Origin of the sequence: Asticcacaulis sp. (assembly GCF_051956075.1) — a bacterium.
Classification (GTDB): domain Bacteria; phylum Pseudomonadota; class Alphaproteobacteria; order Caulobacterales; family Caulobacteraceae; genus Asticcacaulis.
Map to the genome: position 1 here is coordinate 1 of NZ_JBQCGA010000032.1, position 17,364 is coordinate 17,364.

At 62.7% G+C, this 17,364-nt stretch carries 21 protein-coding genes; 10 read left to right on the forward strand and 11 right to left on the reverse strand.

The features are described from left to right. From ACTHLA_RS08420 to ACTHLA_RS08430, 3 genes are all read right to left on the reverse strand, one after another. Positions 1 to 413: aminotransferase class I/II-fold pyridoxal phosphate-dependent enzyme (locus ACTHLA_RS08420; protein WP_440187282.1), on the reverse strand; the 413-nt coding region annotated here is incomplete at its 3' end. Beyond that, the gene (mgrA, locus tag ACTHLA_RS08425) at positions 410 to 1,450 is read right to left on the reverse strand and encodes an L-glyceraldehyde 3-phosphate reductase (RefSeq protein ID WP_440187286.1); all 1,041 of its coding nucleotides are present in this window, start codon (positions 1,448 to 1,450) and stop codon (positions 410 to 412) included. The genes ACTHLA_RS08420 and mgrA, both read right to left, overlap by 4 nt. A 5-nt stretch (positions 1,451 to 1,455) precedes the next feature. Then, positions 1,456 to 1,875 carry a GlcG/HbpS family heme-binding protein gene (locus ACTHLA_RS08430; RefSeq protein ID WP_440187289.1) on the reverse strand — a complete coding sequence of 140 codons (420 nt, stop codon included), beginning with the start codon at positions 1,873 to 1,875 and terminating at the stop codon, positions 1,456 to 1,458. A gap of 165 nt (positions 1,876 to 2,040) precedes the next feature. Between ACTHLA_RS08430 and ACTHLA_RS08435 the strand changes: the two genes are divergently transcribed. Continuing rightward, on the forward strand, positions 2,041 to 4,491 hold the full coding sequence (locus tag ACTHLA_RS08435; protein ID WP_440187291.1) for a glycoside hydrolase family 3 N-terminal domain-containing protein: 2,451 nt from the start codon (positions 2,041 to 2,043) through the stop codon (positions 4,489 to 4,491). Here the strand turns inward: ACTHLA_RS08435 and ACTHLA_RS08440 are convergent. Further along, the gene (locus tag ACTHLA_RS08440) at positions 4,488 to 4,775 is read right to left on the reverse strand and encodes a DUF3144 domain-containing protein (protein ID WP_440187294.1); all 288 of its coding nucleotides are present in this window, start codon (positions 4,773 to 4,775) and stop codon (positions 4,488 to 4,490) included. The two genes, ACTHLA_RS08435 and ACTHLA_RS08440, sit on opposite strands and share 4 nt — an antisense overlap. Before the next feature lie 146 nt (positions 4,776 to 4,921). Between ACTHLA_RS08440 and ACTHLA_RS08445 the strand changes: the two genes are divergently transcribed. Both ACTHLA_RS08445 and ACTHLA_RS08450 read left to right on the forward strand, forming a co-directional pair. Continuing rightward, positions 4,922 to 5,335 (forward strand): hypothetical protein, encoded by a 414-nt coding sequence (locus ACTHLA_RS08445; protein WP_440187297.1) that lies wholly within the window; start codon positions 4,922 to 4,924, stop codon positions 5,333 to 5,335. Positions 5,336 to 5,446: 111 nt separating this feature from the next. Further along, positions 5,447 to 6,430 carry an aldo/keto reductase gene (locus ACTHLA_RS08450; RefSeq protein WP_440187300.1) on the forward strand — a complete coding sequence of 328 codons (984 nt, stop codon included), beginning with the start codon at positions 5,447 to 5,449 and terminating at the stop codon, positions 6,428 to 6,430. Between the two features lie 52 nt (positions 6,431 to 6,482). Here ACTHLA_RS08450 and ACTHLA_RS08455 read toward each other — a convergent pair whose 3' ends face one another. The 5 genes from ACTHLA_RS08455 to ACTHLA_RS08475 form a co-directional block, all read right to left on the reverse strand. Beyond that, entirely contained in the window at positions 6,483 to 7,121 is a 639-nt protein-coding gene (locus ACTHLA_RS08455) for a DUF4142 domain-containing protein (RefSeq protein WP_440187302.1), read from the reverse strand. Between the two features lie 191 nt (positions 7,122 to 7,312). Beyond that, positions 7,313 to 7,663, reverse strand: a complete 351-nt coding sequence (arsC, locus tag ACTHLA_RS08460; RefSeq protein WP_440187305.1) for an arsenate reductase (glutaredoxin) — start codon at positions 7,661 to 7,663, stop codon at positions 7,313 to 7,315. 20 nt (positions 7,664 to 7,683) lie between these two features. Further along, positions 7,684 to 8,013 carry an ArsR/SmtB family transcription factor gene (locus tag ACTHLA_RS08465; RefSeq protein WP_440187308.1) on the reverse strand — a complete coding sequence of 110 codons (330 nt, stop codon included), beginning with the start codon at positions 8,011 to 8,013 and terminating at the stop codon, positions 7,684 to 7,686. 204 nt (positions 8,014 to 8,217) lie between these two features. Next, positions 8,218 to 8,919, reverse strand: a complete 702-nt coding sequence (gene ctrA, locus ACTHLA_RS08470) for a response regulator transcription factor CtrA (RefSeq protein ID WP_440187311.1) — start codon at positions 8,917 to 8,919, stop codon at positions 8,218 to 8,220. 323 nt (positions 8,920 to 9,242) lie between these two features. Beyond that, positions 9,243 to 9,563 carry a hypothetical protein gene (locus ACTHLA_RS08475; protein WP_440187314.1) on the reverse strand — a complete coding sequence of 107 codons (321 nt, stop codon included), beginning with the start codon at positions 9,561 to 9,563 and terminating at the stop codon, positions 9,243 to 9,245. A gap of 165 nt (positions 9,564 to 9,728) precedes the next feature. On the opposite strand from ACTHLA_RS08475, the gene ACTHLA_RS08480 reads away from it, so the two are divergent. The 4 genes from ACTHLA_RS08480 to ACTHLA_RS08495 are packed head-to-tail and all read left to right on the forward strand — an operon-like array spanning position 9,729 to position 13,080. Next, positions 9,729 to 10,190, forward strand: a complete 462-nt coding sequence (locus ACTHLA_RS08480; protein WP_440187317.1) for a GNAT family N-acetyltransferase — start codon at positions 9,729 to 9,731, stop codon at positions 10,188 to 10,190. A gap of 49 nt (positions 10,191 to 10,239) precedes the next feature. After that, positions 10,240 to 11,571 (forward strand): flagellar protein export ATPase FliI, encoded by a 1,332-nt coding sequence (fliI, locus tag ACTHLA_RS08485; RefSeq protein WP_440187320.1) that lies wholly within the window; start codon positions 10,240 to 10,242, stop codon positions 11,569 to 11,571. A gap of 37 nt (positions 11,572 to 11,608) precedes the next feature. Then, positions 11,609 to 12,022 carry a flagellar export protein FliJ gene (locus tag ACTHLA_RS08490; protein ID WP_440187323.1) on the forward strand — a complete coding sequence of 138 codons (414 nt, stop codon included), beginning with the start codon at positions 11,609 to 11,611 and terminating at the stop codon, positions 12,020 to 12,022. Between the two features lie 8 nt (positions 12,023 to 12,030). Continuing rightward, positions 12,031 to 13,080 (forward strand): endo-1,4-beta-xylanase, encoded by a 1,050-nt coding sequence (locus ACTHLA_RS08495; protein ID WP_440187326.1) that lies wholly within the window; start codon positions 12,031 to 12,033, stop codon positions 13,078 to 13,080. Here the strand turns inward: ACTHLA_RS08495 and ACTHLA_RS08500 are convergent. Further along, on the reverse strand, positions 13,077 to 13,586 hold the full coding sequence (locus ACTHLA_RS08500) for a DUF4282 domain-containing protein (protein WP_440187329.1): 510 nt from the start codon (positions 13,584 to 13,586) through the stop codon (positions 13,077 to 13,079). The two genes, ACTHLA_RS08495 and ACTHLA_RS08500, sit on opposite strands and share 4 nt — an antisense overlap. Positions 13,587 to 13,716: 130 nt before the next feature. Between ACTHLA_RS08500 and ACTHLA_RS08505 the strand changes: the two genes are divergently transcribed. Both ACTHLA_RS08505 and mazF read left to right on the forward strand, forming a co-directional pair. Further along, a complete protein-coding gene (locus ACTHLA_RS08505) occupies positions 13,717 to 13,986 on the forward strand; it encodes an AbrB/MazE/SpoVT family DNA-binding domain-containing protein (RefSeq protein WP_440187331.1) in 270 nt (89 codons plus the stop codon). After that, complete coding sequence (gene mazF, locus ACTHLA_RS08510) at positions 13,983 to 14,327, forward strand: endoribonuclease MazF (protein WP_440187334.1); 345 nt, start codon at positions 13,983 to 13,985, stop codon at positions 14,325 to 14,327. The genes ACTHLA_RS08505 and mazF overlap by 4 nt, the downstream gene beginning before the upstream one ends. Positions 14,328 to 14,332: 5 nt before the next feature. Here mazF and flhA read toward each other — a convergent pair whose 3' ends face one another. Beyond that, on the reverse strand, positions 14,333 to 16,426 hold the full coding sequence (gene flhA, locus ACTHLA_RS08515) for a flagellar biosynthesis protein FlhA (protein ID WP_440187337.1): 2,094 nt from the start codon (positions 16,424 to 16,426) through the stop codon (positions 14,333 to 14,335). 149 nt (positions 16,427 to 16,575) lie between these two features. On the opposite strand from flhA, the gene ACTHLA_RS08520 reads away from it, so the two are divergent. Further along, complete coding sequence (locus ACTHLA_RS08520; RefSeq protein WP_440187340.1) at positions 16,576 to 17,259, forward strand: response regulator transcription factor; 684 nt, start codon at positions 16,576 to 16,578, stop codon at positions 17,257 to 17,259. Positions 17,260 to 17,364: the final 105 nt, after the last annotated feature.

Here is a 17,364-nt window from a genome sequence, read left to right on the forward strand (position 1 = left end):
GACAGTTGCACGATGCGCGCCACCCCGCCCGCGCGTTCGATCAGCGGCACATAGGCGTCGTACATCGGCTCGAACACCACCACCTCGTCGCCCGGCGTGATCAGGGCCAGAAGCGACGCGCAGATTGCCTCGGTCGCGCCGGAGGTGACGACCACCTCGCGATCGGGATCGAGCGCAATGCCTTGCGTGCGCGCATAAAAGTCGCTGACCGCCTGACGCAGCACCGGCAGACCACGCATCGGCGCATACTGGTTGGATTGCTCCATCAGCGCTCGCGCAGCGGCTTCGCGCACCTGCGGGAAACCGTCCGTTGCCGGGAAGCCTTGGCCCAGATTGATCGCCCTGTTCGCCTTCGCCGCCAGCGACATGGTCTCGAAAATGCTGGTCGGCAAATGGGCGAAGACGGGGTTCATAGGGTCGAGGACACCTTCCATAAGTCGATCCCGCCCTCAGTGGCGAAGGCGTCGATCTGGCGCAATTCCTCCGCCGAGAAGGCGAGATTGTCGAGACTTTTCAGCGAGTCCTGCAACTGCGCCACCGTGCGCGCGCCGATCAGGGCTGAGGTCACGCGCGGATCGCGCAGCACCCAAGCGATGGCCATCTGGGCCAGGGTCTGACCCCGCCCTTCGGCGATAGCGTTGAGTTCGCGGATACGGCGGATATTGTCCTCGGTCAGCATGCCGGTGCGGAATGAGCCACCCTTGGCCGCGCGCGCGTCGTCAGGGACGCCGTTGAGATATTTGCGGCTCAGGAGCCCCTGCGCCAGCGGCGAGAAGGCGATGCAGCCGACGCCCAGATCCTGCAAGGTATCGAGCAGCCCTTCTTCGATCCAGCGGTTGAGCATCGAATAGGACGGCTGATGGATCAGCAAAGGCACGCCTTCGGATTTGAGGATCGCGGCGGCCTTTTGCGTCAATTCCGGCGAATAGGAGGAGATGCCGACATAGAGCGCCTTGCCCTGACGGTGCAGGGTCGCCAGCGCGCCCATCGTCTCTTCCAGCGGCGTTTCGGGATCGACGCGGTGCGAATAGAAGATGTCGACATAGTCGAGGCCCATGCGCTTCAGGCTCTGATCGCAACTGGCGATCAGATATTTGCGCGAGCCGCCGACATCGCCATACGGTCCCGGCCACATGTCCCAGCCCGCCTTGGTCGAGATCACCAGTTCGTCGCGGTGGCTGCGGAAATCCATCGCCATCACCTTGCCGAAATTCTCCTCGGCGGAACCATAGGGAGGGCCGTAATTGTTGGCGAGATCGAAATGGGTGACGCCCGCATCAAACGCATGACGCAAAATGGCGCGGCCCGTCTCGAACACGTCCTCGCCACCGAAATTCTGCCATAGGCCTAAGCTGATAGCGGGCAATTTCAGGCCTGATCGCCCGCAACGGCGATAGGGCATAGAGTCGTAGCGCGTCGGCGCGGCGGTGTAGGGAACAGGAAAAGCCATATCAATCACCCTAAAGCTTGCAGGATTGCGTCAACGCCGACGCGGGCGATAGCGATGTCCTCCTCGCCGGCAAGGCCGCTGACGGCCACGGCGCCGAGCACGTCGCCCTTATGAATAACGACCGCGCCGCCGTCCCAGCCGACATAGCGCGCATCGCCGTGATAATGGGCGTCATCGCCCGTCGATTTAACATCGCGGCCCATATCGCCGGAATCGCCGCGCACACCCGCGGCGGTGTAGGCCTTATTGCCCGCAATGACGATGGAGGGCAGGTTGGCGCCGTCCATGCGCCACAGGGCGATCAGTTCGCCGTGACAATCGGCGACCGCGACCGTGGCGGCCTTGTTGCGGCGTTTCAGGTCGGCGAGGCAGGCGTCGATGGCGAGGCGCGCTTCGGCTTCGCCAAGGCTGCGAATGGTTTGCATGAGATGTCTCAACCTGTTGTTCTCGTTATTAGACCGACTTAGGCGGCTTGGCCCGCGGAAGTCAAGCGCCCGAAGCGGCATTTGTAACCGATTACAAAAGGCCTTGACGACAGCGCTGTCATGATCCCTGATGCGCAAAACAAAATTTACAGTGAGGAAATCGTTATGACGCGCGCTCTCAAGACGCCCCTGGCGTTGTCCGCCGCCGTGATCGGCCTGCTTGCCGCGCCCGCAATCGCCGCTGCGCCGCAAGTCCATCCCGAAAAATGGCCCGCCAGCCATTCGCCGGTCGGACTGGACACGGCGACGGAGGCGAAGATCACCGCCCTGCTCAAACAGATGAGCCTTGAGGAAAAGGTCGGTCAGGTGATTCAGCCGGAAATCCGCTCCATCACCCCGGATGAGGTCGCGCACTACCATATCGGCACGATTGAAAACGGCGGCGGCTCATGGCCGCAGCAGAACAAGCACGCCACGGTCGCCGACTGGGTAAAGCTGTCCGACGCCTATTATCAGGCCGCGCTCAAAGGCAACCGTCAGGGTGTGCCGCTTCTATGGGCGACCGACGCGGTGCATGGCGACAACAATGTCTTTGGCGCCACCCTGTTTCCGCACAATATCGGCCTTGGCGCCATGCACGATCCGGCCCTGATGGAAAAGATCGGCGCCGCGACGGCGGAAGAGGTGCGCGCCACCGGCCTCGACTGGGCCTTCGCCCCGACCATCGCCGTCGCCCGCGACGACCGCTGGGGCCGCACCTATGAAAGCTATTCCGAAGACCCGAAGATCGTCAAAGCGTACGCCGCCGCGATGGTGAAGGGGCTCGAAGGCGAAGGCCCGACCTTCCTCGACCAGAACCACGTCATCGCCACCGCCAAGCATTTCCTCGGCGACGGCTCGACGGACGGCGGGCGCGATCAGGGCGACAGCCTCGCCTCCGAGGACGACCTGATCAGGCTGCATGCGCAGGGCTACGCCGCCGCCATCGACGCGGGCGTGCAGTCGGTCATGGCCTCATACAATTCCTGGCATGGCGTCAAGATGCACGCCAACAAGGCGCTGCTGACCGACGTGCTGAAGGGCCGGATGGGCTTTGACGGCATGATTATGGGCGACTGGAACGCGCATGGCCAGATTCCGGGGTGCAGCAATGGCGATTGCCCGATTGCGTTCAATGCGGGCCTCGACGTGTTCAACGCCCCGACGGACTGGAAGGCGCTGTACGGCAATATGATCAAGGAGGTGAAGGCCGGAACCATCCCGCAGAGCCGCCTCGATGACGCCGTGCGCCGAGTCTTACGCGTCAAGTTCCGCGCCCACCTGTTCGACGAGCCGTCGCCCGCCAGCCGCCCCGGCGCGGGCGGCGCTATCGGCACGCCGGAGCATCGCGCCATCGCGCGTCAGGCCGTGGCGGAATCGCTGGTCCTGCTCAAGAATGACGGCATCCTGCCGCTAAAGCCCTCGGCGCGCATCCTGATCGCAGGCGACGGCGCCGACAATATCGCCATGCAGTCGGGCGGCTGGACCTCAAGCTGGCAAGGCACGGACAATACCGCCGCCGACTTACCCGGCGCGACCTCCATCTATCAGGGCCTGAAAGCTCAGATCGACGCGGCGGGCGGTCAGGCGCTCTACAGCCCCGACGGCGTCACGCCCACGAAACCCGACGCCGCCATCATCATTTTCGGCGAAACCCCTTACGCCGAATTCATGGGCGATCAGCCCGACGTCGCTCTGCACCACGACAATGCCGAAAGTCTGGCCCTGTTGAAAAAGCTTAAAAGCGAAGGCGTGCCTGTGGTGGCCGTGCTGCTGTCCGGCCGCCCCCTCTATGTCAATCCGCAGATCAACGCCGCCGACGCCTTTGTCGCCGCCTGGCTGCCCGGCTCCGAAGGCGAGGGCGTGGCCGATGTGCTGCTGGGCCACAAGGACTTCACGGGCAGGCTCGCCTTCTCCTGGCCGAAGCGCCCGAACCAGACGCCGCTCAATGTCGGCGACGCGACCTACGACCCGCAGTTCGCCTATGGTTACGGCCTGTCCTACGCGCAACCCGCCGAGACGCCGCAACTGCCCGAAGTCGCGGACACGACCAAGTATGGCGAGAAGAATGTCTATTACACCAAAGGAGATGTCTGGAACGGTTACAAGGTGTCGATCGGTGACGCCAATGCGCCGCACATGGACTATGTCGGCACGCGCACCACGCTTTACGGCCATGCCAGCCTGATGGTCGAACCACAGGCGGACGGCGCGCTGCACGCCGTATGGAACGGCAAGTCGGACGCCTGGCTGGAGATTGGCGCGGATCAACCCTCGGACATTGCGCGCGAAGCCAATGGCGCCATGATGCTGGCCGTCACCTTGCGCGTCAATGCCGCGCCGTCATCCGGCGTCACATTGGGCGTCGGTTCGGCGAGCCTGTCGATAACCGCCAGGCTGAAGGCCGCCGGGACCGGCTATGTGCAGATCGCCGCGCCGCTATCCTGCTTCAAGAGCCAGGACTTATCCAAAACCCCGACTGTCCTGCGGCTGGACACCGCCGGAACGCTGGACATCGCGATTTCAGACGTGCGCCTGACCGAGGCGCAGGGCGACGGCGCCTGCCCGGCGGATTAGGCGTCTTGCGCCGTCGTTTTCGCCTCGGCAAGCCTGACGAACTCGTCATAATGCTGGTTGAGGATTTCGCGGTAATGCTCGACGAGGCTGTCCACAATCTCTTCACGATCCAGCACAAAGCGATCCGCGCGCGCCAGCGATACCGAAAAAGCGGCGTAACGCGCCGCCGCATGGTTGATGGCGTGCGCGACCAGATCGGTCGGCGTATTCTTGTTGTGGTCATTGGCCAGATCAATATGCGCTGAGGCCATGCTGACGAATTTTTCCTGAATCTCGTCGCTCATGACGCGCCTCCTTTTCGTAAACGGGTAAATGGGCTCAGCTATGCGGAAGGGAACGGATATGTCAATCTTCGAGACGATGGCCATAAATCCACATCCGGTCGGGCGCGCGGCGGACATTCAGTCAAAACAACCGACGAGGTTCTCGCATGACTCCCGCGCAACAACAGGCCGCCTCGCTGGCCTGGCAACACGCCCATCCGCTGACGATGGTGGCCATTTCCACCATCGCCTCCCTGCTCATTATTGCGCTGATCGTGCTGATCCGCTGGCTCGTGAGCGCCTCGGCCTGGAAATATCATCCCGGCGGCGCGGGCGGCTTTCTCGCCGACGAATGCGTGCGCTGGACCGCCATACTGATCCCCTATCTGGCGCTCAGCATCGGGTTCAAGATCTTCGTCTATGACCTGCACCCGGAATATAACAAACCGGAGGTCTGGGCGGGCTTTGTGGTCGCCGCCATCGCCTTCCGGCTGTTCCTGCGCCGCCTGCCCTTCGTCAAGACGATGGGCCGCCATATCGACGCCGCGAAATCGCAGGCGAAAGCAGCCAGACGCGCCTGATCCGACGCGCCTGATCCGTTGCGATTGCAACGGTAAAAACCGCCTTGCATACCTTTTCAACAAGGCTCCGGCTCACCATCTCGGCATGATCCGGTGAGAGGAGCCTTTTCCATGAAAACACGTAAACTCGGTCAGACTCTCGAAGTCTCGGCGCTCGGCCTTGGCTGCATGGGCATGAGCTGGGCCTATGGCCCGTCCGACCGCGACGCCTGCCTGAACCTGCTGCGCGAGGCGGTCGATCTCGGCGTCACCTTTTTCGACACCGCCGAAATCTATGGTCCGTTCACCAATGAGGAACTGGTCGGCGAAGCCCTGCGTCCGGTGCGCGACAAGGTGGTCATCGCCACCAAGTTCGGCTTTGTCACGGATCAGAAGCCCGGCAGCCTGACCAATGTTAATTCCCGTCCCGAACATATCCGCGAGGTCGCCGACGCCTCCTTGAAGCGGCTCGGCGTCGATGTCATCGACCTGCTTTATCAGCACCGCGTCGATCCCAATGTGCCGATCGAGGACGTGGCAGGAACTGTCGCCGACCTCATCAAGGCGGGCAAGGTGAAACATTTCGGCCTGTCCGAAGCCTCTTCCGCCACCATCCGCCGCGCCCACGCCGTGCAACCGGTGACGGCGGTGCAGAGCGAATATTCCTTATGGACGCGCGATCCCGAAACCCAGATCCTGCCGACGCTGGAGGAGCTGGGCATCGGCTTCGTGCCCTATTCGCCGCTGGGACGCGGCTTCCTGACCGGCGCGCTCAAGGACGCCACGCTCGATCCGTCCGATTACCGCAACACCAGCCCGCGCTTTGTCGGCGAAGCGGCGAAAACCAATGCCCGCGCCGTCGATGCGCTGGCGGATCTGGCCGCCGCCAAGGGCGTGACGCCCGCGCAACTGGCTCTGGCCTGGCTGCTGGCGCAAAAGCCGTGGATTGTCCCGATTCCAGGAACGCGGCGTCTGGATCGCCTCAAGGAAAACATCGCCAGCGCCGACATAGATCTGACAAGCGCCGATCTGGCGGCCATTGAAGACGTCATCGCCGCGACCGGCTTCGCGGGCGCGCGCTACACCGAAGGCGGCATGGCGATGCTCAACCGATAAACGAAAAGGCCCCGGCGTCCGCCGGGGCCCTGATATCATCGCTTCCGGCCCATCAGCTCGAAGCGGTCGCGGCCAGCTTGCCCGCATCTGATTGAAAGATCGGCTGGGCGGTGGTCGCAAAGGTCTTGACCGCCGCATCGTCGCCGCTGGCGGCGTAGGCGCTGGCCGTCGAGGCGGCGCTGGTCAGCACCTGACCGGCGATGGCGGCGTACTTCTGGTCGAAATCCGCATCCGCGGCGGTCTGCAGATCGGCCAGCTTGGCCTTGTAGTCGGCGTTCCAGGTCTGATCGAAATGCATATCCGAGGTCGAGCCCTGAATGGCGGTGATCATGTCCTGACGCACCTTCATGCCGTCATTGAGCACGGTCTGCGCGGCGGCCTTGGTTTCCGGCGACTGCGCCTTGGCGATCGCCACCTGCGCGGCGGCGATGCCGAATTCGTTGGCGAGGAAGGTCTGACGGATAAAATCCTTGGCCGGGTTCGACGCGTCCGCTGCGGGCGAGGTCTGCGCCGCCGCTGCGGCGTCCGGCTGGCCCGTGGAGGCGTCAGGCTGCGCCGTCGTAGCGGGCGGCGTTGAATCCGTGGTTTGCGGCGTCGTTTGCGGCGTCGTTTGCGCCTGGGCGTTCAGCGCGCCAAAAGTCGCAAGCGCGGCCAGTACAGCGGTGACCTTGTAAGCGGCTTTGAATGTCATAAATCTATCCCTTCAATGTTGTCAGCCGTCCCAGCAGAAGAAACGACAGACCTGTCACATTAAAGGCGCAGATGTTCAAAATTGGGCCGGATTTATAAACACGTCCACGGAACCATGTCACAGATTATAAAAAATGCGTGAGGACGATGGCCGTCACATCAACTGATAAGTCTTGAAACTAAACTTACGCTCTAAATAACAGCGTTCAGATTATCCAGCGGACGCGCCAGAATCGTTCCCTTCGGCGTCACGACGATCGGGCGCTCCACCAGCGCCGGATGCTGCGTCATCGCTTCTAAAATCGCTGCATCGCTGACGCCCGGCTGGGTCAGACCCAGCGCCTCAGCCGGCGTCCCGCGCACCCGCAAAAGATCGCGCGGCGTCTTGCCCATGGCGGCGAACAGGGTCTGCAATTGCGCTTCGGTCCAGCCGGTTTTCAGATAGTTGACCACCTGCGGTTCATGTCCAGCCGCGCGCAGGGCCTCCAGCGCCTTGCGCGAGGTCGAGCAGTTCGGGTTGTGATAGATAACGTAGTCGCTCACGATTCGGGGCCGCTCATGGCTCAGGCCGAAGCCAGCAAGGCGTCGCGCAGTCCGGCGGTTTCTGGATGCCCCTCGGTGCAGTCCACCAGCAGGAAACGCATCAGATCGGCATAGTGATCGAAATTGGCGCGATAGATGATCGAACGCCCGTCGCGATAGGCGGTCAGAAGCCCTGCGCCCGCCAGAATGCTCAGATGGGTCGAGGCGGTATTGGCCGGAATGCCGACGCTTCTGGCGATCCTGCCCGCCGCCAGACCGTCGACGCCCGCTGCGGCGATGGTGCGAAACACGTTCAGGCGACCGGGATGGGCAAGCGCAAACAGATTCACCACGGCGTCATCGTTGGTCATCGGTCATCCTGATGGGCAAAGTCTTGAAATTCAAGGCGAGAGTTATCGCAAAACTATGGAAATATAAAGGCGAAGCGCCACGCGCCCGCCATAAAATTTCCGCGATCAGCGCCGCTTGCCGCGCCCATCGCCTACGCATGACAAAGCCCGCCGCGGGAGGGCGACGGGCTTTATTCTGAATTTCGGGAAAATTCGATCCGACGCTTACGCCGCGACGATCGAACCCTGATCGTGCGGGTCGCGCAGCACATAGCCGCGGCCCCAAACGGTTTCGATATAGTGGTTGCCGCCCGCCGCCACCGCCAGCTTCTTGCGCAGCTTGCAGATGAAGACGTCGATGATCTTCAGTTCCGGCTCGTCCATGCCGCCATAGAGGTGGTTCAGGAACATTTCCTTGGTCAGGGTCGTGCCCTTGCGCAGGGACAGCAGCTCCAGCATCTCGTATTCCTTGCCGGTCAGGTGGACGCGGTTGCCCGCGACTTCGACCGTCTTGGCGTCGAGATTGACGACGATGTCGCCGGTGCGAATCACCGATTGCGCATGGCCCTTAGAGCGGCGGACCACGGCGTGAATGCGCGCGATCAGCTCGTCCTTGTGGAAGGGCTTGGTCATATAGTCGTCGGCGCCGCCGCCCAGCGTCTTGACCTTGGTGTCGATTTCCGACGTGCCCGACAGAATCATGACCGGGGTGTTGACCTTGCCGACGCGCAACTGGCGCAGCACTTCAAGGCCCGACATATCCGGCAGGGACAGGTCCAGCAGGATCAGGTCGTAGTCGTAGATCTTGCCCAGATCGACGCCTTCTTCGCCCAGATCGGTCGTATAGACGTTAAAGCCTTCCGATTTCAGCATCAGTTCGATGCTTTGAGCGGTCGCGCTGTCGTCTTCAATCAGCAGTACGCGCATATAAGCCCCTCCCGGCTTGAGGTAACACGGCGGCGAAGGCAACACGCTCTCGCCCGTTAACCTTCATGCTAAACAGGAAATTACTTAAAGATGGTTAAGCTTAATGCCTGTTCTATCGGGGTAAGGTGATTTGCGAATCGGCGGCAAGACCCTTGAGTCAACGATTCTCTTTATTCACAGGAATGTTCCCACGCTTTTTCGGCCATTTTTTGGCGGTGAGTCATTTGAATCACACACAAAGGACGCGGCGCGGCGCGCCCAGCCACAAAATAAAAGGCCTCCCGCATCGCGTGGAGACCTTTTATTGTCTGAAAGACGCACCGTTATTTGGCGGGCGCAGGCTCCAGCAACTGATGCAGGATGTCGGCGTAATTGGCCTCATGCCGTTCCGACGCCCCGGCGGCGTCAACCAGGGCGGCGCGCGCCCGACTGGGCGTCACCTGCCCCTTGTCCAGCGCCTCCAGCGCGGCGGCGATCGCGCTGTTCAGTCCAGGCAGATCCTTCTGCGCCTCGCCGGTGAAAAACTTCATCAAAGCTTCGCTGGTCTGCGCCGGGTCGAGAACGCCCGTCTGAAACATTTCAAGCACCCGCCCGATATTGATGTCGAGACCCTGCTGGGCGGATTCTTTCTTCATGAAGAACATAGGCTGCCTCCTTAGCGCAATTGGGAGGATAACATAACACAGCTATGCGGGCGCCTGAACCGGACGGATGGCCGCACCTCATCACGATCACGCGACTGGGCCCGCGACTGAGTCCCGCGACTGTACATATTGCAAGCGTTCGCGCAGCGCTTACATGATGGCGTGATGCACATAACCCTCACTCCCGCCCCGCCCGACACGCCCGCAGCGCGCGCCTGTGCGCGCGCCTATATCGCCGAACTGGCGCAGCGCTTTGACGCCGGGTTCGATCCGGGCGCGCCCACGCCCGCTGACGACGCCGCCTTCGCCGCGCCGCACGGCGTCTTTCTGCTGGCCCGGCGCGGCGAAGACGCGGTCGGTTGCGGCGGGCTGAAAAAGCTTGATCCGGCTGTCGGTGAAATCAAACGCCTGTGGGTCGCGCCCGACGCGCGCGGTCTGGGCCTGAGCCGACGCCTCATGACCGCACTGGAAACTCAGGCGCGCAATATGGGGCTGAGCCATGTGCGCCTCGACACCAACCGCACCCTGAACGAAGCGCAGGCGCTGTATCGCAAACTCGGCTATGTCGAGATCGCGCGCTATAATGATAACCCTTACGCCGATCACTGGTTTGAGAAGCGGTTGTGACCTCAGCGTTAACCTTTCTTAACCGCGAGTCAGCAATACTGAGCGTCTGATGCAAGACCTCGTCGATCTCGTAAAAAACATAGACTCTTTGCGCGTCTTCGGGCGCGTGGCGGCGGTCAGCGGCCTGCTGATCGAGGCGCGCGGCGGGCTGTCGCACATGCAAGTCGGGGCGCGGTGCGAGATCGTGCGCCGTCACGAAGACCCGCTGCCGGTCGAGGTGGTCGGTTTCCGAGAGGACCGCGCCTTGATGATGCCGTTCGGCCCCGTTGAGGGCGTCAGTCCCGGCGCGGAAATCCGCATCTCCTCTGAAGGCGCCAAGGTCTATCCGACCGCCGCCTGGCTGGGCCGCATCGTCGATTCTTTCGGCAATCCGATTGATGGTCTCGGCCCCCTGCCGCAGGGCAAGGAGGGGTATCTGCTCAAGACCGCGCCGCCTTCAGCGCATGCACGTCAGCGCGTCGGCGAGCGCCTGAATCTCGGCGTGCGCGCCATGGACGTGTTCACCACCTGCTGCCGCGGCCAGCGCCTTGGCGTTTTCGCAGGCTCCGGCGTCGGCAAGTCGGTGCTTCTGTCCATGCTGGCGCGCGAGGCGACCTGCGACGCGGTCGTGGTCGGGCTGATCGGCGAACGCGGGCGCGAGGTGCGCGAATTTATTGAAGAAACATTGGGGCCAGAAGGCCTGCGCCGCGCCATCGTCGTGGTGGCGACCTCGGACGAACCGGCGCTGAAGCGGCGTCAGGCGGCCTATATGACCCTGGCTCTGTCGGAATATTTACGCGATCAGGGCATGGAGGTGCTGTGCCTGATGGACTCGGTGACGCGCTTTGCGATGGCGCAGCGCGAGATCGGTCTGGCCACGGGCGAGCCGCCGACCACCAAGGGCTATACCCCGACCTGCTTCGCCGAACTGCCCAAGCTTCTGGAGCGCGCCGGTCCCGGTCCGATCCATGAGGACGGCACGCGCGGCGGCCCGATCACCGGCCTGTTCACCGTGCTGGTCGATGGCGACGATCATAATGAGCCGATCGCCGACGCGGTGCGCGGGATTCTGGACGGCCACATCGTCATGAGCCGCAATATCGCCGAACGCGGCCGCTTCCCAGCGATCGACGTGCTGAAATCCATCAGCCGCACCATGCCGGAATGCCAGACTCCGCCAGAGCGCGAGGTCGTGCGTCAGGCGCGCAAGGTCATGTCGGCCTATGCCAATATGGAGGAGCTGATCCGCATCGGCGCCTATCGCCAGGGCTCCGATCCTGACGTTGACCGCGCCATTGTCATCAATCCTGAGATCGAACAATTCCTGCGTCAGGGTAAGGAGGAATACACAAGTCTTGACGACTCCTTTACCCTTTTGGCGGAGATTCTGGCTAAGGCCTGACAAGCCAAATTTAAGAGTTTTTCCGGAGTGAAACGCCATGACCAAGTGGGCCAAGTCGCTGATCCGCCTTTCGACCTATGAGGTGGAGACCCTGCAAAAGCGTCTGGCCGAGGTCGTCACCCGCCGAACCCATGTCGAGATGAAGATCGCCACGCTCGACGCACAGTACGAGCTGGAATGCGTCAACGCCGCCAACGATCCGATGCTGGCCCACAATCTGACCGCCTACAAGGCCGGTCACAAGCTCCGCCGCGAAGGCCATCAGGGCGAACTGGAGCTGGTGGTTCAGGAGGAGGAAGGCGTGCGCGACCAGTTGTCCTACGCCTTTGAAGACCTCAAGAAGTTCGAACACGTCGCCGAACTCAGCCAATTGCGCCGCATCGCCGCCGAAAAGAAGGTCGAGAACGCGGCGATGGACGAGGTCGCGCTGCGTCTGGCGCGTCAGGCTTAACACATCTCATGCTGACGCGGCGCAACTGGCTGGCCGCAAGCGCCGCCCTGTCCGCGCTGGCCCTGGTCGGCGGCTGTGAAGCTGAAGGCCTGCCCGCACTGGCGCCGTTAAAATCTCTGGCGCCGTATCCGCTCGGCGTCGCCGCCACCGTCTCGGAAATCAACAAGCCCGACTGGAGCCATCTGGCCGCCGCGCAATATTCCCGCCTCACCCCGGAATGGGAGATGAAGATGGAATATGTGCTGCTGCCGGACGGGTCTTTGCGCTTTGACCGCGCCGACGCCCTGGTCGGATTCGCGCAGGCGCACGGCATGGCGCTGCACGGCCACAATCTGATCTGGTACGATCAGCAGGGCGGGCCCAGTTTTGCGAAGCTGGCCGATAAGCCCGACGCCTTTCTGGCCGCCTATGCCGACTATATTCAGGCCGTTGTCGGACGTTATAAGGGCCGCATTACTGGCTGGGACGTGGTCAACGAACCGGTGTGGAACGACGGCCACGCCTTACGTCCCTGCCTGTGGCGCACGGTGCTGGGCGACGACTATATCCCCCTGGCCCTGACCGCCGCGCATCAGGCCGATCCGGCGGCGAAACTGTTTATCAACGACTACAATCTCGAACTGACCCCGGCCAAGCGCCGGACGTTTCTGAAGATGGTTGAGCGCGTGCTGAAATCCGGCGCGCCGCTGCACGGGATCGGCACGCAGACGCATATTCAGGCCGATCTGCCGCCCGCCATGCTGCGCGACGCCCTGCGCGATCTGGCCTCTCTGGGCCTGATGCTGCATGTGTCGGAGCTGGATATTTCCTTGCAGGAAAAGGGCGCGCAAGGTCTGGCGCAACCGCGCCTTGATCAGATACGTCTCGTCGAGACCCTGCTGAAAACCTATGCCGAATTGCGCCCCGAACAGCAGTACGGCGTCACCATCTGGGCGCTGCGCGACTCCGATTCATGGATCAATCGCGAAAAGGGCCTGAAACTGCCCGACGAACCGGTGCTGTTCGATGCGCAGGGCAGGCCCAAGCCGCTGGCGCGCGCCTTTGCGGCTAATCTTTAAGCTTCCGGCTTCTCGAACCGCGGGCGGAAGAACGGGTCTTCAAGGATATTGCCGTCCTCTGGCGCGGCGGCGGGCGCTGGCTCCGGCGTAAAGGCGTCAGCCAGAGAGGGCTCAACCGATGTCGGCGGCGACGCCGGGGCCTGCGGCTCCATCGGCGCCAGCTTTTCCTGATACTGACGCAGCACGCGCAGGTCTTCGGCTATGCCCATGACCGACAGGATGAATTCGCATAAGACGCGCCACAGGATGATGCCGATAATCACCCCCAGCCAGCCGATCACCACCATCGGCAGGGCCAGCACAAACCCCCACACAGACCCGTCGGCCAGCGCATTGCCGACCGCCACGCCCGCCACGCCAAAGGCGGCGATGATCAGCAGGCTCAAACCCGCCCAATAGACGATATGCACCAGCGCCTGCGCGTTGAGGCGGTCGAAGGTCCACAGATCCAGCCAAATGTCCTTCGGTCTGGTCGAACCGAACACCTGCCGCATCACACGCTTCATCAACAAACCCCTGACAGGCGAAATTGCCCGCTACATGACAAGCTAAAACGGCCATGCGCTCCAAATGTCAAGAGCGGCGATTGTCGATACAATGTTGCGACACACATCCGCTCATGATAAGGTATCGACAATGTTTAAACATGAGGCCGTCATGCTGACCACGCTGAAGAAATGGGGCAACAGCCCCTCCGTGCGTATCCCCGCCGACATCATGCGGCGCGCCAACCTGCATATCGACCAGAAGGTCGAGGTCGAACTGGTGGACGGCGTGATTCATATCCGCCCCGCCGAAGCGGACGACGAAGCCGATCTTAACGCCATGATCGCGCAACTGACCCCCGGCAATCTGCATGATTTCGTCAGCACAGGTCCGGCGCGCGGCGTGGAATCGGGCGAATGAGCCCAAAGCATACCTACATCCCCGATCAGGGCGACATCGTCTGGCTCGATTTTGATCCGCAGGCTGGCCATGAACAGATGGGGCGCCGCCCGGCCATCGTCCTCAGCCCCGCCGCCTACAACAGCCGCACCTCGCTGATGGTGTGCTGTCCGATGACCACGAAAATTAAAGGCAATCCGTGGGAGGTCGCGCTGGCGGCGCACCGCGACGGCGTCGTGCTGTCGGATCAGATCAAGAGCCTCGACTGGACCGCCCGCAATGTCGACAAGATCGGCGCAGCTACGGCTGAGGAACTCAGTCAGGTGCGTAGATTCGCGCGCGCGCTGATCGGACGTCCCTGACCAGGCTAAACCTGCCCGACCGTCTTCAGCTTGACCTTCGGGTGGATTTCGTTCTGGCTCATCACCACGGTGGCGGCGCGGAAGCGTTCGACGATCGAGCGCACGAACGGGCGGATCAGCGGCGAGGTCAGCAGCACCGCCACCTCGCCCGACATCGAGACGCGCTCGAAGGTGTCGCGCACACTGCGGATGAATTCCTGCAACTGGCTGGGCGCCATGGTCAATTGCCGGTCTTCGCCCTGTCCGATCAAAGATGACGCAAAAGCATTCTCCCAATCGTGCGACAGGGTGACGATGGGCAGGGTTCCGTCCTCGGACCGGTTCTGCCAGCACAGTTGCCGCGCCAGCCGCGAGCGCACATGCTCGACCATCTGGGTCACCGACTTGGTGTGCGCCGCCGCCTCGCCCAAGGCCTCCAGAATCGCCGACAGGTCGCGGATCGACACGCGTTCCTTGAGCAGGGCCTGCAAGACCCGCTGCACGGTCGCGACCGATACGGTCGTCGGGATCAGGTCGTCAGCCAGCTTTTTCTCATCGGCGGGCAGGTCGCGCAGCAGCTTGGTCAGTTCGCCATAGGACAAGAGGTCGGCCATATTGTCCTTGAGGATTTCGGTCAGGTGCGTGGTGATCACGGTCGCCGGATCGACGATGGTGTAGCCGAGGAAGGTCGCCTCCTCGCGCAGCGCGTTGTCGATCCAGGTCGCGGGCAGGCCAAAGGCCGGTTCGCGCGTATGCTCGCCCGGCAACTCGATCTGGCGTCCCGACGGGTCCATGGCCATTAATGAGCCGATGCGCACCTCGCCTGCGCCCGCCTCCATCTCCTTGATGCGTACGCAATAACCCTGATTGTTCAGCCGCATATTGTCGAGGATGCGCACCGACGGCATGACGAAGCCGTATTCCTGCGCCAGGGTGCGGCGCAGCGCCTTGATCTGGTCGGTCAGCTTGCGCCCGTCCAGATCGTTGATCAGGCCAAGAAGGCCCAGCCCCAGCTCGATCTTCACATCGTCAATGGCCAGGGCGGTCGAGATCGGCTCCTCCTCCGGCGGCGCATTGGCGGCGGCCATAGCCGCGATCTCGGCGTCCGTGGGCGGCACAGGTTTGCGCCCCAACCGCCAGGCCAGCGCCCCGGTCCCCAAAGCAATGGCGCCGAAGAACAGCACTGGCATGCCGGGGATCAGGCCGATCACGCCCGACGCCGCCGACACCACGCCCAGCGCCACCGGATTGGTCGCCAGTTGCGTGACCAGCGCCTTGTCCGCCGATCCGTCCACGCCCGCCTTCGACACCAGAAAACCGGCGGCGATCGAGATGATCAGCGCCGGAATCTGGGTGACCAGACCGTCGCCTATGGTCAGCAGAATATAGGTGTGCGCCGCCTGAGCAGGGTCCATGCCGTGTTGCAGGATGCCGATCAGCATGCCGCCGACAATATTGACCAGGGTGATGACGATGCCCGCCACCGCGTCGCCGCGCACGAATTTCGAGGCGCCGTCCATGGCGCCGAAGAAGCCCGATTCCAGCTCGACCTCTTTGCGCCGCACCCGCGCCTCCTCGCCGTCGATCAGGCCCGACGACAGGTCGGCGTCGATCGCCATCTGCTTGCCCGGCATGGAATCGAGCGTAAAGCGCGCCGACACTTCGGCGATGCGGCCCGAACCCTTGGTGATGACGACGAAGTTCACCAGCACCAGGATCGAAAACAGAATGCCGCCGATGATGAAATTGCCCTGGGTCATCAATTGGCCGAAGGCGTTGATCACCGACCCGGCGGCGTGTTCGCCGTCCTGACCGTGAGTCAGGATGATGCGCATCGAGGTGATGTTGAGCGCCAGCCGGAACAGGGTGGTGACCAGCAGCACAGTCGGAAAGGATGAGAATTCCAGCGGCTTCTTGATGAACAGACCGGTCATCAGGATCAGGATCGACGAGGTGATCGACAAGGACAGCAGTATGTCGAGCACCAGGCTCGGCATCGGCATGATCAGGATGACGATAATGCCGATGACGCCAGTCGCCATCACGACTTCGCCGCGCTTCAGCCAGCCCTGAATTTCAGAGACTTTAAACGCCGGGGCGACGGCGGAAGCATTGGCCACGACGGACTCCGAAACATGCGCGCTACTGGTCGGCAAAATTTACCCGGCGCCCGGTGAATGAAAGGTTAATTTTGTTCGCCGGCCGAGGCTGTAAAAGCTTGGTTTCTGTGAAGATTTATCGCTATCATAGCCCAAACTTTCCGGGGACCATGATGACGGATAAGCAGGGCGTCGAAGCGCTGACCGCGCGGCAAAGGGAAATTCTGCGCCTGATCTCGCAACATATGCAGGCCAAGGAGATCGCGCGCGCGCTCGACATCAGCGAACGCACGGTCAAGACGCATACGGACGCCGCGCGTAAACGCCTCGGCGTGACGACCAGCCGCGAGGCCGCGCGTCTGTTGATGGCCCACGAAGGCGCCGCCCCCCTCGTCCGCCAAGGACGATGGCCGTCAGGGACGATAGACCCGTCGGTGAAGGATGCGGCAGGATCGCAGCATGACCCCGAACTTCACCCCGACAGGCGCGACGACCAACGGCCCGCCGCCGCACTTTCTGATCCGCTGGCAGGATCTGGAATCGGCGTGGCGCATGTTGACGGCGCCGGACAAACAGGACCGGATCGACGATACGCTGGCGACTCTGCGGGCCTTGAGCGTCAGCACCTCGCCGGAAAAGGTGGCCTTCACCCTGATCGCAGCGACGGCCTGGCTGACGGACGATACGGCGGATCGCGAAGCCTGCGTCAAAGGCTCGAAAGCCTGCCGCCCGCACAGTGGCTGGGGGTGATCGTGCTGCTGGCGGTGGCGCTGATGATTGTGGGGACGGGGCTGCTGACAGGCGCCGTCGGCACCATAGAGGCGATCGAGCGCATCCACCGCCAGATCGGATAAATGTTTCGGACGCGCTTCCTTAGCCTCGGAAGCGCACCGGAAAGGCCGGGCGAGCCGCCGGACGATCTCATGGGGGGACGTCCGGCACATGGCGCCGACCCGGTC